General features: G+C 62.6%; 13 protein-coding genes and 1 pseudogene. 2 read left to right on the forward strand and 12 right to left on the reverse strand.

From position 1 onward, the window contains the following. Window positions 1–148 precede the first annotated feature (148 nt). The 9 genes and pseudogenes from HYE77_RS32025 to HYE77_RS32065 form a co-directional block, all read right to left on the reverse strand. Entirely contained in the window at window positions 149–1,279 is a 1,131-nt protein-coding gene (locus tag HYE77_RS32025; RefSeq protein ID WP_017478989.1) for an MFS transporter, read from the reverse strand. Between the two features lie 75 nt (window positions 1,280–1,354). After that, window positions 1,355–2,719 carry an MFS transporter gene (locus HYE77_RS32030; protein WP_023658995.1) on the reverse strand — a complete coding sequence of 455 codons (1,365 nt, stop codon included), beginning with the start codon at window positions 2,717–2,719 and terminating at the stop codon, window positions 1,355–1,357. 92 nt (window positions 2,720–2,811) lie between these two features. After that, window positions 2,812–3,348: an alpha/beta fold hydrolase gene (locus HYE77_RS32035; protein ID WP_102368641.1), complete on the reverse strand. Its 537-nt coding sequence runs from the start codon at window positions 3,346–3,348 to the stop codon at window positions 2,812–2,814. Window positions 3,349–3,352: 4 nt separating this feature from the next. Further along, window positions 3,353–4,129, reverse strand: a pseudogene (locus HYE77_RS33085) (putative DNA-binding domain-containing protein). Next, window positions 4,126–4,977 carry a DUF692 domain-containing protein gene (locus tag HYE77_RS32045; protein WP_087695391.1) on the reverse strand — a complete coding sequence of 284 codons (852 nt, stop codon included), beginning with the start codon at window positions 4,975–4,977 and terminating at the stop codon, window positions 4,126–4,128. The pseudogene HYE77_RS33085 and the gene HYE77_RS32045 overlap by 4 nt, the downstream one beginning before the upstream one ends. 56 nt (window positions 4,978–5,033) lie before the next feature. Then, entirely contained in the window at window positions 5,034–5,306 is a 273-nt protein-coding gene (locus tag HYE77_RS32050; RefSeq protein WP_003211275.1) for a hypothetical protein, read from the reverse strand. 25 nt (window positions 5,307–5,331) lie between these two features. Beyond that, the gene (locus tag HYE77_RS32055; RefSeq protein WP_003211274.1) at window positions 5,332–6,099 is read right to left on the reverse strand and encodes an alpha/beta fold hydrolase; all 768 of its coding nucleotides are present in this window, start codon (window positions 6,097–6,099) and stop codon (window positions 5,332–5,334) included. A 45-nt stretch (window positions 6,100–6,144) separates the two neighbouring features. After that, a complete protein-coding gene (locus HYE77_RS32060; RefSeq protein WP_003211272.1) occupies window positions 6,145–6,573 on the reverse strand; it encodes a DoxX family protein in 429 nt (142 codons plus the stop codon). Further along, window positions 6,570–6,842, reverse strand: a complete 273-nt coding sequence (locus HYE77_RS32065; protein WP_003211270.1) for a DUF2282 domain-containing protein — start codon at window positions 6,840–6,842, stop codon at window positions 6,570–6,572. Before HYE77_RS32065 ends, HYE77_RS32060 begins: the two co-directional genes overlap by 4 nt. A gap of 576 nt (window positions 6,843–7,418) precedes the next feature. On the opposite strand from HYE77_RS32065, the gene HYE77_RS32070 reads away from it, so the two are divergent. Then, the gene (locus HYE77_RS32070; RefSeq protein WP_177070561.1) at window positions 7,419–10,244 is read left to right on the forward strand and encodes a winged helix-turn-helix domain-containing protein; all 2,826 of its coding nucleotides are present in this window, start codon (window positions 7,419–7,421) and stop codon (window positions 10,242–10,244) included. Between the two features lie 106 nt (window positions 10,245–10,350). Here HYE77_RS32070 and HYE77_RS32075 read toward each other — a convergent pair whose 3' ends face one another. The 3 genes from HYE77_RS32075 to HYE77_RS32085 form a co-directional block, all read right to left on the reverse strand. Then, on the reverse strand, window positions 10,351–10,800 hold the full coding sequence (locus tag HYE77_RS32075; RefSeq protein WP_043225222.1) for a hypothetical protein: 450 nt from the start codon (window positions 10,798–10,800) through the stop codon (window positions 10,351–10,353). An 80-nt stretch (window positions 10,801–10,880) separates the two neighbouring features. Beyond that, entirely contained in the window at window positions 10,881–12,161 is a 1,281-nt protein-coding gene (locus HYE77_RS32080) for an ATP-binding protein (RefSeq protein ID WP_177070562.1), read from the reverse strand. Then, entirely contained in the window at window positions 12,158–12,841 is a 684-nt protein-coding gene (locus HYE77_RS32085) for a response regulator transcription factor (protein WP_008430480.1), read from the reverse strand. Before HYE77_RS32085 ends, HYE77_RS32080 begins: the two co-directional genes overlap by 4 nt. 213 nt (window positions 12,842–13,054) lie before the next feature. On the opposite strand from HYE77_RS32085, the gene bamA reads away from it, so the two are divergent. Beyond that, complete coding sequence (gene bamA, locus HYE77_RS32090) at window positions 13,055–15,427, forward strand: outer membrane protein assembly factor BamA (RefSeq protein WP_102368638.1); 2,373 nt, start codon at window positions 13,055–13,057, stop codon at window positions 15,425–15,427. Window positions 15,428–15,581 lie beyond the last annotated feature (154 nt).

A 15,581-nucleotide genomic window follows, 5' to 3' on the forward strand; every position in this document is an offset into this window, starting at 1 on the left:
GCGAGGCACCGAGTGGTGGGGCAAAGACCTTTTGGTTACTTTTGGCTGGGCCGGCATTCCGGGCGTTTGCCAAAAGTGACCCGCTGTAAGAGCGGAACCCTAAGTGGCCGTTACCGAAGAAACGGATATGTACCCCCCTCCCCCCATCTCATGCTAAACCCCTGGCCCGCCAGCAAAACACCGCACTGACCGCAATCGCCGCCCCCGCCACGCCAAACACCCAAGGCGCCGACGCCACCGGCAACAACAACCCCGCCAGCAAAGGCCCAAGCCCCGCCCCCACATCACGCCACACCGCATTCGACGCCAACGCCGAAACCCGCATCGCCCCCGGATTACGCTCCGCCACCAACGTCGTCACCAACGGCAACTGCAACGCCCGCAACACCAACACCGCCGCCGCCCCCACAATCACCCAATGACTACCAAACGCCCCCAACGCCAACGCACTGAGAAACGAAAACAGCAGCAACATCGAAGTAGCACCAAACTGCTGCGCAGCACGCCCCCCCAGCGGGCTCAGAAGCAACTCCGAAACATATCGCAGCGCCATCAACCCACCGGCAATCAATACCGCATTGCCACCCAGCAGCTTCTGCGCCTGAATCGACAGGCCAAAGATAAACAACCCATCCAGCGCCACCCCTTCGATAAACGACCAGGTCGCCACACTGTCAGGCAACTTGAACCGCCGCCCCGGCGTGCCATGCAAATTGTGACCCGCAGTCGGCAACCCCCGCGCCATCCACAACCCCACCAGGCAACACACCGCCAGAATCCAGAAGATCGGCCGCGGCCCCACCTGCAACGTCAGCCACCCACCCAACGGCAAGGCCAGCATCGGCCCCAGGGCAATCAACGCCCGCGACCGCCCCGCCCGCCGCGCCGCACCCAGCGGTTCAGAGGTAGCCAATACTTGAGTGGAAAGGTTCAACGCCGCAAAACACAGGCCCCAGACCAACCGCAGCCCCAGCAAGGCCGCAAACCCGGACAGCATCGAGTTGCCAAGAGCACACACCGCCGCCGCGCCGGCGGCAATGGAGCACGTCAGCCGATCACCGTTGCGGGCGTAGAAATTCAGAACATGCTTGTAGCCGAAGATCCGCACCAGGCGGTTGGCCGCCAGCAGCACCCCGGCCTGGGCCAGGGTGATACCGAACGCCTGGGACTCCATCGGCAGCACCAGGTACAGCAACACGTCACTGGGCAGGCACAGGCCAAGGGTCAGCGCGGCACGGCGGGAGTGGGAATCAGCACTGCGTTGGGCCAGATCAGACATAAAAGCTGAAACATTCAGAATTATTTAGACGGCCACGGTAGCCGTCTACCTCAAGGTTTTACAAGGCCCAAATAATTAAACCTTGGCGCCGTCCTGCATCAGGCGCAACCCGCTGGCCACCGCGCCCACCAGGGCAAACCCGCAGCCCAGCCACAACGCGTACTGCGGGCCGCTGCTCAGGGACAGGTGGAAACACAACGCCACCAACGAAGCGCCGAGTGTCTGCCCCATCAACCGCGACGTGGCGACGATCCCGCTGGCTCCCCCGCTGCGGGCAATCGGTGCGCTGGTCATGATCGCCTTGAGGTTGGGCGACTGGAAAAAACCGAACCCGGCGCCACACAGGGCCATGCGCCAACCGATATCGAAGGTCGAGGCGTCGTTGCCCAGGGTCGCCAGCGAGGCCATGCCCGCGCTCAACATCACCAGGCCGATGCCGCACAACAACGCCAGGGAGATACGGTCCGCCAGGCGCCCGGCAATCAGCGCCATCACCGCGACCACCGCCGGCCACGGCGTCATCAGGAAACCGGTGGCCACCTGGCTGTGCCCCAACACCGTTTGCAACAGGAACGGCAGCGACACAAACGCCAGCCCCTGGGCGCTGAACGCGCAAATCGCGGTGAGGGCCGACAAGGTGAACAGCGGGCGCTTGAACAGATCCACCGCGAGCATCGGCGCCGGGTGCCCGGCCTGACGGCGGATCAGCAACAGCCCGCACAGCAGCGCCACGGCGATCAGCCCCAGCGTCAACACCGCCTGCGCACCGTGCACCGCCGAGCCCAGGCCCAGCACCAGCAGGGCAAACAACCCGGCGCAGAGAATTGCCGCCAGCCGGTCGAAGGCATGCCCGGTGATCGGGATCACCGGAATCGCCCGCACCCCGAGCCACAAGGCCAATGCCCCAAGGGGCAGGTTGATCAGGTACAACCAGTGCCAGGTAGCCACCGATAGAATCGCCGACGCCGCCGTCGGCCCCAGGGTAAAGGCCAGCCCCACCACCAATGAGTTATACCCCAGCCCTCGGCCGAGGATTTTTGCCGGGTAGATATGCCGCAGCAGCGCAATGTTCACGCTCATGATTGCCGCAGCGCCCAGGCCCTGCACCACCCGGGCGGCAGTCAGCGTCGGCAGTGACCAGGCCAGCCCGCAAAACAGCGACGCCACCACAAACACCAGCAAGCCGCCGAGGAACACCCGGCGGTGGCCGACCACATCACTCAGGGACGCAAAGGGCAGCACCGCCGCAATGGTCGCCAACTGGTAGGCATTGACCACCCAGATCACCGAAGCGGAGTCGGTGCCAATCCCTTCGGCCAGGGTCGGCAACGCGGTGTTGACGATGGCCGTGTCGAGGGTCGCCATGCCGATCCCCAGGGAAATGGCGACAACCGCCGCTAGACGCTTATCACTGGGCAACCCATCAGCTACTGAAGACATGGACAATCCGCACACGTGGCAAAGGCGTCTAGATTACGGGCAGCGGCCTTTTTTTTCAGCGGGCAAATGCGCGGCTGTCCAAATATTCATGTTCAGGTGCGCCATTTGCCCATCTGCGCCATCTGCACCAGCACCTCGGCCAGGGCGGGCTGCGGCGCGCTGTTGACGGTGACCAATGCCACGCAACGGCTTGGCCGCAAGGTCGCCGCGGCGGTGGCAGCGCGGCCGCCGAGATCGAACCCGCCGAGCACCGCCTCGGGGATGTGCAAGGCGTTCATCAAGTCCAGCACGTCCTGGCCGAGCACCACTTCCTGAGTGCTGGCGGGTGCCGCCTTGTCCAGCGGCGTGGTAGTGCCATGGCCACGCAGGTACGGGGCAACTACCCGAAAGCCCCGGGCGGCCAGGTAGGGTGCGACCTCGGCGAAGCGCTCCAGGTCGCCGTCCGCGCCATGCAGCAAAATGATCGGCCTGCCCTCTTCCGGGCCGGCCTCGTAGTAGCCGATATCCAGCAGGTCGGTGCTGACCTGGCGGATCGTCCAACGGGCGGGCGTCGCCATGACCGGCAGTGACAACGCCACTGAAGCAATGGCGCTGGAAATCAGAAAGCGCCGGCGATTGAAAAAAGACATAGGTTTATAGCTCCGAAAAATGCGACACAGAAAGGTCTTCAACGACCCCCACAATCAACTCGCTGCCGATCCAGCCGGCCAACAGCTCACCGGCTTTCGCGACGCCCTGCTCTTCCCCCAGGCGCGCTACCAGAAACTCGCACAACCCGGCAAAACTGCCGTCGCCTTGCAGGTGCACCAAGGCCTGGAACTCCAGCGCATCGACCTGGCGCAAGCGCGAGGTGAACTGGCGGCGCCACACCAGCAGCCCACCGGCCTCGGCCAGCATCAGCGCCTCGGGCGCCGGGGTTTGCTGCCACAATGCCGACCAGATCGCCTCGGCGTTGGTGGTCAGCCCATGGCAGCGCAGCGACGGCGTGAGTTGCAGGCGTGCCGTGTCCCAATCCACCGACGCCAGCACGTCCATGGGCAACGGGCTGGCATCGGCGGCGACAAACGCTTCATTGAGCGACGACTCGATTCAGGCCAGTTCATGCACGTCGGGATTGTTGGGGAACAGTTCGCCCAGGGTCAGGTGAAAACCCTCGGGATAGACGTCCAAGGTCCAGGCATGGGGCGGATGCCGGTCGATATGGCTGACGCACGCGGCCAGGAACGCCTCGTCCCCGACCCAGCGCCGCAGGTTGGGAAACGCCTGTTCCAGGCAACCCACCAATTGCGCGCGGTAGTTGTTCTGATACACCGCCAGTCCCGCGGCCTTGTTACCCAACATCTCGGCCGACTGCTCCGAGGCACTCACCAGCCAGGTATGAAAAGCCTGCTGCCATTGCGCGAGATTCATGAGCGCACCTGCGCACGCTTGTAGGCCTCGGAGGCACCGAGCATGCGGGCGATCGACAGCTCCTCCAGCAGCTCTGCCAGGGGCGGGATCTCGTCATCGCGCTCGATCATCGTGGCGACCGGGCCGAGCAACGCAACGGCCTTGGCATACAAGTCCCAGACGCCATCACACACCGGGCTGTCGTGGCTGTCGATCAGCAAATCGCGGCCCTGGCTATGGCCGGCCAGGTGAATTTGCCGGACCCGCTCGGCCGGAATCCCGTCGAGAAACGCGAGAGCGTCAAAGCCATGGTTGCTGGCGCTGACAAACACATTATTGACGTCCAGCAACAGCTCGCAGCCGGTGCGCCGGGACATGGCGGCGATGAATTCCCACTCGCTCATGGACGCGCCATCAAAGGCCAGGTAGCTGGACGGGTTTTCAAACAGCATCGTGCGGCCCAACACTTCTTGAGCCAGGTCGATATTGGCGCAGACCCGGTCCAATGCCTCATGGGTGTAAGGCACCGGCAACAGATCATGGGAGTTGAAACCCCCGCTGCGGGACCAGCTCAAGTGGTCGGACACAAACAGCGGTTCGATCTCGTCCACCAGCGACTTGAGGCGTTTCAGGTAATCGCGATCGAGGCCCTCGGCCGTGCCGATCGACATCGACACCCCGTGCAGCGCCACCGGATACCGCTCGCGAATCTGGCGCAGGATGTGCCGGGGCTGGCCGCCCGCGACCATGAAATTCTCGGAGATCACTTCAACGAAATCCACCGCCACCGGGTTCTCCAGGAACTCGCTGTAGTGTTCCTTGCGCAGCCCCAGGCCATAGCCTGGAAAACGCGGGTTGGGTGTCGGCATCATGTGGTCTCCGTTGCATAAATAGGCGGCGGGCCCAACCTGGGCCCGCCGGGGTGTTACTTCGGTTCGGTAGTGGTGCCGCCCAGCTTCAGGCACTCGGACGGGGTCTTGACCACAACGCCCTGGCCCTTGCAGCTGTTGAGGCCCTTGCAATCGTTCTTGGCCGTGGCGCACAGGCTTTCGCCCTTGCAGTTGTTCACGCCGTAGCAGCGACCCGGCTGTTCCGGCTGGTCGGCGGCGCTGGCGGCGGCCGCGAAGGAAGCGGACGCCATGGCGATCAGGGCGGCAGCAGTGGCAAGGCTCAAGCGGGATTTGATGGATGTGCTCATGGGTATTACTCCTCGGGGGTGGGGTTTATTTGATGACGGATGCCGCGTCTTCGATGACCTTCGCCACAGCCTCGGGCTGGGAGATGTACACCGAGTGGCTGGCCTTGATTTCAGTGACTTTCGAGCCGGCGCGCTTGTACATCCAGCGCTGCAGATCGGGGCTCAGGGCACGGTCTTCGGTGGACACCACGGCGTAGGTCGGCTTCTTGTGCCAGGCCGCGGCCCACACGGTGCCGCCGAACAGCGCGGTGGTGGCCGGCACCTGGGAGGCGGCCATGAAGTCGGTGCGGTTGGTGGTCAGGTCGGCAGCAAAATCGGCATTGAACTTGGTGCGATCAAAGAACAGATGCCCGTCGCGGGTCTGCATCACGTCATTGCTCGGCGCCGGCATCGACGACAGCAGCTGGCTCATGTTCTCGCCGACTTCCGGTTGCAGGGCCGAGACATAGACCATCGACTTGACCTTGTCGCGGTCACCGGCAATCGAGATCACCCCGCCGCCGGAGCTGTGACCCACCAGCACCACCGGGCCGACCTGCTGCTCCAGCACTTCGCGGGCCTCGGCCACGTCGGCGGCGAGGCTTTCATGGCCCTGATGCACCACGGTGACCTTGTAGCCCTTGTGAATCAGGATGTCGTGCACCACTCGCCAGCCGGAGCCGTCGACAAAGGAACCGGGCACGATCACCACGCTTTTACCGGTGCCCGGCTGGGGCTTGGCTGCATCGGCGGCCGAGGCCACCAACGGTGTAGCGAGTGCCATGGCGATCGCCAGGGAAGAAAGAATACGCATGCGACTCTCCACAGGCCTTGGGGCCTGATCATTGTTGTGAAAGGGTTAACGGCGTTGGCCGGACAGCACGCGGTCCAGTGACCAGGCCCCGCCGCCATACGCCAGCAGCGGCAGCAACAAGCCCGCCCAGGTCAGGTGGGTCGGCCAGGCGTCGGGGTACACGAACACCTCGATCACCAGGGTCATGCCCAACAGCGCGGCAGCCGCCGGGCGGGTCAGCAGGCCCAGCACCAGCAACAGCGGGAACAGATGCTCGGCATAGGTCGCCAGGTGCGCTGCCCAGTCCGGCGGCACCAGCGGCAAGGCGTATTCCGAGCGAAACAAGGTGTAGGTCGACGGCTTGAGCTGCAGGAAACCGGTCACCTTGGTGCGGCCCGAGAGGAAAAACACCGAAGCGATCCCGAGGCGGGCCACCAGCAACAGCAGCGCCTCAGGCAGCACACGCTTGAGCACCGCAGGGGCCAGGGCAATCATGGTTGTTCCGTCAGGCTGCCGAAGCCTTTGGGGGTTTTGATCTGGGTGCAGGTGCCTTTGTCCACCAGCACCCAGGCGTTGCCCTGGTAATCCGCCTTGGCGGTGCCGGCGCAGGAAGTCCCGGCACCGGCGGCGCAATCGTTGGCACCGGCGAGGGACACGCCGAAGCATTTTTCCTGAGGCTTGGCATCCTCGGCATGGGCGGTGGCGGCGAAGGCACCGAGGGACAGTGCGAGGGTGGCGGCAAGGGCTGCGTAATGGCGCTTCATTGTTGAATCTCCTGGCTTGACTGAATGTGGCCAGGGCGCTTGTGCGGTGGGTGACCGCCTGCGCCATCTGGTAGACAGATTTAAAGCCAGGCGTGTATCCCGTCTGTGTCGCGTTTCCTCCTTCTATTCATGCCGGTGTATCAGATGGGTGCTGATACACAGTCTGATACACAGCCAAAAAAACCACGCCAAACCACCGCCGTTTTATTCGGCATCCCGAACGACACAATTAGAAATATTCGCCTTTCCGAACACCCACCTTCCCCCGCTTTCGACGACCTCAAAAATCCCCATAAATTTCATACGGTTGTTGTCATCTTTGTTACATGCCAACTGGCATACATTCTGCTACATCAGGTTTTCTAGTAATAAAATGTTTCTAAATTGAAACAGTCTCATCGCCTGAAACCCAACGGCCCCGCGCCCTATAACAACGTCCATGCCCCAAAGGAGGGCGACAACTCTCACCTTTTTGATCGACTTCAACTCTCCAAGCCTGCTGCCGCACGTAAGCACCCAAAAGGGCGAATGGCCTGATCGCCAATAACAAGCCCGACTACAAAAAAGGACAAATTGATGAGTTCGAGCAAATACCCCGCAGTGTCCTTCACGGACCTCGTCCCCCAGGCCCCGGACCACACCGAGAATGCAATCGGTTTCGGCCCCTTTCTCTTGTTGGCGCGCCAGCATGTATTGCTGCGCAACGGCGAGCCGGTGACCCTCGGCAGCCGCGCCTTGTACTTGCTGATCGCCCTCGCCAGCCGGGCTGGCGAGTTGCTGGAAAAGTCCGAGCTGATCTCTTTCGCCTGGCCCAAGGTGGTGGTGGAGGAATGCAACCTGCGCGCGCAGATCGTTGCGCTGCGCCGGGCGCTGGGGGATGACGGCAACTTCAGCTACATCGTCACCGTGCCAGGCCGGGGTTATCGGTTTGTCGCGCCGGTGACGATGCAGGCGGTGGGTGAAGGCGCTATGACCCAGGCCCTGCTGCCCGCCCCGACAGTAGAGGCACCGAACCTGCAACCGGCGCCCACCACGGTGATTGGCCGCGAACAGCTGATCCTGAGCCTGGCCGACCAGGTACTGAGCCAGCGTTTCGTGACCATCACCGGCCCCGGCGGCATCGGCAAGACCACCGTGGCCCTGGCCGTGGCGCAGCTGCTGCAGGGCCGCTTTCACCAGGGCATGTGCTTCGTCGACCTGGCCCCCGCCACCAGCGGCCAATGGGTGGCCGGCATGCTCGCCAACGCGCTGGGCATTCAAAGCGTAAGTGACGAGCCCTTGCAAAGCGTGGCCTCGATGCTCGCCAACAGCCCGTTGCTGCTGGTGCTCGACAACTGCGAGCACGTGCTGCAAGCCACCGCCGACGTCGTCGAAGTGCTGCTGCGCTGCGCGCCCCAGTGCTGCGTGCTGACCACCAGCCGCGAACCGCTGCGGGCCGAAGGCGAACGGGTGCACGACCTCGCACCGCTGCTGGTGCCGGACGAAGACGTGAACTTGAGTGCCGAGCAAGCCATGACCTGGTCGGGCATCGCGTTGTTCATCGAACGGGTCAAGGCCCTCGACCCCGGCTTCGTGTTCAAGGACACCGACGTCGCCGCCGCCAGCGCCATCTGTCGCAAGCTCGATAGCAACGCCCTGGCCATCGAAATCGCCGCAGCGCGGGTCCGCACCTTTGGCATCCAGGACCTGGTGGGGTTGCTCGACGGCAGCTTCCGCCTGCAAATGACCGGCCGGCGCACCGCCCTCGCCCGCCACCGTTCACTGAGCGCGACCCTGGACTGGACCTACTCGATGCTCACCGGCGACGAACAGGCCATGTTGCGCCAACTGGCGGTGTTCACCGGTTCTTTTACCCTGGACGCGGTCAAGGCCATGACCGCCAGCAGCACCCTCGATGCACGCAATGCCCTGCCCTTGCTGGAAAGCCTGATGGACAAGTCGCTGCTGATCGCCGGTGAATCGCAGTTGCTCAAGCGCTACCGCCTGCTGGAAACCACCCGCGCCTACGCCCTGGAGAAACTCAACGAACACGGCGAAGCCGACGCCACCCGCCAGCGTCATGCACTGTATGCGCTGGGCGTATTGCAGGAAGCCGGGCAGACCCTCGACGGGCTTTCTCCCGAGACCTGGATCGGCCTCTACGGCCCGGAAATCAACACCATCCGCACCGCGCTGGAGTGGGCCTTTTCAGCCTCGGGCGACCTGCCCACCGGCATCGAACTGACCCTGGGCGGTGTGCCGCTGTGGCTGCGCCTGTCGCTGGTCAGCGAGTGCCGCACCTGGGTCGACAAAGGCCTGGCCAGCGCCGCCACCACCCCGCTGCCGCTGCGCCAGCGCATGCTGTTGCAAACCGCCCTGGCCAGCGTGCTGATGCTCACCTATGGCACCGGCGGGCCAATGCGCGAAGCCTGGCGCCAGGTGCGTGAAGACGCCCGCGACCTGGGCGATGCCGAGCACAAGCTGCGGGCGCTGTGGGGCCTGTGGAGTGACCGCTGCGGCTGCAACCAGTACGCCGAAGCACTGGAATTGGCCGAGCGCTACATCAGCCTGAGCCACAGCGGCAACCAGCAACTGCTGGGTAAACGCATGCGCGCGCTGGCGCTGTTTCACATGGGCGACCTGGCCGGCGCCCGACAGAATATCGACGAGGCACTGGGGTCACCGTCAGCCCCGCGCTCGCACATTATCGACGTGCATTTTGACCAGCGCATCGCCGCCCGCTGCCTCAAGGCACAGGTGCAGTTGCTGGAAGGCGATGTCGACCCGGCGCTGCGCCTGATCGGCAGTTGCGTCGATGAAGCCATCACCCTCGATCACCCCGCGACCCTCTGGTACACCCTGTGCCTGGGGGCAATTCCCCTGGCGCTGTTGGCGTCCAACCTGCCCAAGGTGCGGTACTACCTGGGCTTGCTGCAAGACAGCACGACCCAGCAGGACCTGCACATCTGGCGTCAGTTTCGACTGTGCTTCGAGAGCATCCTGCTGATCCGCCAGGGGTCGCCCGAAGAAGGCGTGCCGTTGCTGGGTGAGGCCTTGCATCACCTGCATGGGCAAGGCGACAGCCAGCTTTATAGCTTGCTGCGTTGTGAATACGCTCTCGGTCTGGCGCGGCTGGGCCTGGAGAAACTGGCGCTGGAGGTGTTGGAAGACACCCTGCAATTGGCGCTGGGCCGGCATGAGCGCTGGTTCGTGCCGCAGATGTTGCGGATCAAGGCGCAGCTGATTCTGCGCCAGGCCCAGTACGGGTCGGTGGACAAGGCCAAGGTGTTGCTGCGCCAGGCGTGGGTGGATGCGCAGTTGGCCGGGGCGCATTTCTGGCGGGCGCAGATTGCCAGTGACCTGGCCAGGTTGCAGGAACCGAAGATGCGGATTGCTTCGTTGCCAAGGTTTCAGCACCGGTAGAGGCTGCCGGCATGTAACGGTAAAAAGAGGACGGTAAAAAGGGGACAGATTTATTTTATAAATAAATCTGTCCCCTTTTCGCTCTTTTTGAACTCCGGCAGCCGCGCTATTGATCCGCCGCATAAATGACGGTTTGCGCACTGTCGGGTGCAGCGGGTCGGCGGGTGAAGTAGGTGTCGCCTTCATCCGTATGAATCTCGTATTCAAACTTGCTGGTCGCGCGGCCCGTGGCGGTGGCGTGCTTGATGATCTTCAGCACGCGCTGGAATTTCACACTTTGGGTACCGTTCTGGTTGGGCCCGGTGAGCACGTTGACGCTTTGAAACCAGCCGTCGTTCTTCTTGTTCGCCACCAGGGCGCCGGTCATGGCTTCAAACCGCTCCAGCCGGGTAAAGCCCCACAATGTCTGCTCTTCCACGGTTTGGCCGAGGGCCGCAGAGCCGGTAAACACGAACAGGTTGATCGCCGGGCTGTCTTCACAGAAGAAATCGTAAGGCACCAGGCCGTCGACCATTTTCTTGCCGGCCACGAAGCCTTTTTTGTGCACCTGAAACATCGCCACCTCCACGCCAATGGCGTCACTGAACATCAGCTCACGCAGGAGAAAAGTCTAAAGGCGCAGGGCGTACAGGGCGGTCAAGCCAATGTAATATCGTGTAAAGATCCCACCCGAGGCAGGATGATTTCCACGCTCAACCCGCCGGACGGCTCGTTGTGCGCCTCGATGGTGCCGCCATGCATTTCCACGGACCTCAAGGCGATCGCCAGGCCCAGTCCGAAACCGGCATCGTTGTCATTCGGGCCACGTTCGAAAGGCTCGAAAATACTCCGCAGCCGCAGGTTTTCAACGCCCGGACCCTGATCGGTGATCAACACCCGCAGCCAGCGCGTGTCGGGGCTGACCTCCGCCGAAACCTGCACCGTGGTATCAGGCTGCGTGTAGCGCACGGCATTTCGAATGACATTTTCGAAACACCGATACAGCAGCTCGCCGCTGGCCCGACTGACAAAGTCCGGACACGCCTGCAAGCTGACACTGCAGCCTTTGATACCCGCCTCGAACTGAGCATCCTCGACAATCACGGCCAGCAATTCGACGATATCCACCGGCTCGCGCTCGATGCTTTCGGGACGGCCCTGCACACGCGCCAGGGTCAGCAGCGCCTCGATCAGCGTGTCCATGCGCGCCGATTCACGCTGGATGCGCCCGAGCATTTCCTGGCGTGCCGGGTCTTGCTGCAACAGCCCGATGGCCACTTGCAGGCGCGTCAACGGTGAGCGCAGTTCATGGGAGATGTCGTGCAACAGCTGTTGCTGGGCCTCCACCAGCAGCTTGAGCTGGTTGGCCATGCGGTCGCAGTCTTCGGCCAGGTCGACGATTTCATCACGGCGCTTGCCCATCATCGGCCGCACCCGGGTTTCGAAGCGGCCCAGCGCAACGTCGCCCATCGCCCGCCGCAGATAAGCCAGCGGCCACGCCAGGTAGTAGGCCATGTACCCACTGAACAGCGCGCTCATCAGCGTGCCGATGATCAGCGGGATCCAGTGGCCCAGGCGCCCGGGTTCGTGGGGAGGATGGGAAGACCTGAGGGACAGCGTGGCCCCGTCCTTGCTGATCAGCGACTTTTCATAAGCCACCTGCGAGACCGGCGTGCCGGCCAGCAATTGACCGGCACTGTCATAAACGCCAATGGCTTGGCCGTGGGGTGGCTGCCACACCGCCAGGAGCTGGCGGCCCGACTCGACACCGTACTGTTCCAGCAACTGTTCTTCGCTGGCCAGGATCGCATCCAGATGGTGATCCCCCGGGCCAAGGCTGCCCGCCACGAGAATGCTCAACCCCACCAGGAACGTCAGGCTGGTGGCCAGCCAAAAGGCCAGGAACAGTTTCCAGAACAGCCGGCTGGGTTTCATCATTCGGCGATCAACAGGTAACCGAGGCCGCGCACGCTCTGGATCCAGGCCTTGGCATCCGGGCGCGGGCCCAATTTCTGGCGAATGCTGCTGATATGCACGTCGATGCGCCGGTCATAGCGGGTCAACGGGCAGCCCAGGGCATTGAGGGACAGGTCCTTTTTGCTCACCACCTGGCCGGCGCACCGGGCCAGCACTTCAAGCAGGCTGAATTCGGTACTGGTCAGCCCCAGCTCGCAACCGTTCCAACGGGCCTGGCGTTTGCCGGGCCACAGCATCAGGGCGCCGGTCGTTATGACCTCCCCGGTCGGCTGGCCCACGGGTTGCACCCGGCGCATGATCGCGCGCAGGCGCGCCACCAGTTCACCCGGGGAACTGGGCTTGGGCACGTAATCGTCCGCGCCAAGCTCCAGCCCGGTGATCCGGTCGATGTTGTCGCCCCGGGCCGTGAGCAACACCACCGGCACCTGGCTGCTGGCGCGGATGCGCCTGAGCACTTCTATGCCCGACAGCCTGGGCAGCATCACGTCCAGCACCACAATGCTGTAGCGCCCCGACAACGCCTCAACTTCACCCTCCTCGCCGGTGTGCACGCAGGTCGCCTCAAAGCCTTCATGCTCCAGGTATTGGCCCAGCATTTCAGTCAGTTCCTGGTCATCGTCGACTAGCAATACGCGGATCATGGCGAGCTCGTGAAAGGGTACCCCCACAGTATCGCCCAGCCTCATCGCCCCGGGGCCAACCTTTACCTAACTTGACACTTGGTTAACCGCACCAAACCCCCGGCGCTCTTATGCTTGCCGTCCACCCGTCTGGCCGCGTCGTGGTGACCCGCCTGCGGCGAGTCATCCCGGCGCGCTTGCGCTGCTTGTCGATGTGTTCTGGAAAAGATCTTGATGAATTTTTCGCGCCTGCTCTGCTCGGTTGCGCTGCTGCTCAATGTCACACTTGCACACGCTGAAGCCTTCAAAATCTCGGATATCCGTATCAACGGTCTGCAACGGGTCTCGGCGGGCAGCGTGTTTGGTGCCTTGCCGCTGAACGTGGGGGACGAAGCGGATGACCGACGGCTGGTGGATTCCACCCGTGCGTTGTTCAAGACCGGCTTCTTCCAGGACATCCAATTGAGCCGCGACGGCACGGTGCTGATCATCAATGTGGTCGAGCGCCCATCGGTGTCCAGCATCGAGTTCGAAGGCAACAAGGCCATCTCCACCGAAGACCTGCTCAAGGGCATGAAGCAGTCGGGCCTGGCCGAGGGCGAGATCTTCCAGCGCGCCACCCTGGAAGGCATGCGCAACGAACTGCAGCGCCAGTACGTGGCCCAGGGTCGCTATTCGGCCACGGTCGACACCGAAGTGCTGCCGCAGCCGCGTAACCGCGTGGGCCTGAAGGTCAAGATCGACGAAGGCTCCGTGGCCGCGATCCAGCACATCAACGTGGTGGGCAACCACGTGTTTACCGACAAGGAACTGATCGGCACGTTCACCCTCAAGACCAGCAACTGGCTGTCGTTCTTCACCAACGATGACAAGTACGCCCGTGAAAAACTCACCGGGGACCTGGAACGCCTGCGCTCCTATTACCTGGACCGTGGTTATATCAACATGGACATCACCTCGACCCAGGTGTCCATCACCCCGGACAAGAAGCACGTCTATATCACCGTCAACATCAACGAAGGCGAGAAATACACGGTGCGTGACGTGAAGCTCAGCGGCGACTTGAAAGTGCCCCAGGACCAGCTTGAAGCCCTGTTGCTGGTGCAGAAAGGCCAGGTGTTCTCGCGCAAGCTGATGACCACCACCTCGGACCTGATCACCCGGCGCCTGGGTAACGACGGCTACACCTTCGCCAACGTCAACGGCATGCCCACGCCCCACGATGAAGACCACAGCGTGGACATCGTGTTTGCGGTCGACCCGGGCAAACGGGCCTATGTGAACCGCATCAACTTCCGTGGCAACACCAAGACCGACGACCAGGTGCTGCGCCGGGAAATGCGCCAGATGGAAGGTGGCTGGGCGTCGACCTACCTGATCGACCAGTCCAAGGTTCGCCTTGAGCGCCTGGGCTTCTTCAAGGAGGTCAACGTCGAAACCCCAGCCGTGGCGGGGGTCGACGACCAGCTTGATGTGAACTACGCGGTCGAAGAACAAGCGTCCGGCTCGATTACCGCCAGCGTCGGTTTTGCCCAGGATGCCGGGCTGATCCTTGGCGGTTCGATCACCCAGAACAACTTCCTGGGCACCGGGGATTACGCCAGCCTGGGCCTGACCCGCTCGCAGTACCAGAGCAAGTACAACATTGGCTTTACCAACCCCTACTTCACGCCGGACGGGGTGAGCCTGGGCTATAACGCGTTCTACAGTGCCACCGATTACAACAACTACTACGACGATGGCAGCGGTGTTTCCTACTACTCCATCAACAGTTACGGCCTGGGGGCCACACTCGGCTACCCGATCAATGAAACCTCGCGGTTGAGTTTCGGCCTGACGGTGCAACACGACAGTATCGACCCGGGCATCTACAGCTCTGATGAGATCTACGATTTTCTTCAGCGCGAAGGCAGTGAGTTCACCAACTTCAAGGCGAATCTTGGGTGGTCGGAGTCGACGTTGAACAAAGGCGTGATGCCGACCCGTGGTTACTCGCAGAACCTGAACCTGACGGTGACGCTTCCGGGCAGTGACTTGAGTTTCTACAAACTCGATTATTCCGGGCAGACATTTGTACCGATCACCAATTCGACGACGCTGCGTTTGCATACCAAGCTCGGTTACGCCAACGGGTACGGCTCGACGGACGGCCTGCCGTTTTATGAAAACTACACGGCCGGGGGTGAAGGTTCGGTGCGCGGGTTTGAAAGCGGCACGCTTGGGCCGCGCAGTACGCCGGCGACCGGGGCGTATGCCAGTGCGGGCCAGCAGTACTACAGCGACCGCAGTCCCGAGGCGTTGGGGGGCAACATCCTGATTACCGGGGGGGCGGAATATCTGTTTCCGATGCCGTTCCTTAAAGATAATAAGTCGGTGCGTACGTCTGTGTTCTGGGATGTGGGTAACGTTTATTCGGACAAGTGTGCCCTCAGTACTACCCAGGGTTGTAATGGGGTTGACCTGAGTCAGCTGGGTGCATCTGTGGGGGTTGGGGCTACGTGGTACAGCCCGTTGGGGCCGTTGAGTATCAACCTGGCGTTGCCGGTTCGTACGCCGGAGAATGCGACCAAGCAGGTGTTCCAGTTCTCCATGGGGCAGAATTTCTGATCTGCCTGGGTACATATCCGTTTTTGCGGTTATGGCCGCTATTGGTTCCGCTCTTACAGCGGCTCACTTTTGAAAAGCGCAAAAGTAAGCAAAACGCTCTTGCCCCACCACTCGGCACCTCGCCTAGGCTCGGTGTGCCCTCACTCCGGCCCTC

The organism is Pseudomonas sp. IPO3774, from assembly GCF_013386835.1.
Taxonomy (GTDB): Bacteria; Pseudomonadota; Gammaproteobacteria; order Pseudomonadales; family Pseudomonadaceae; genus Aquipseudomonas.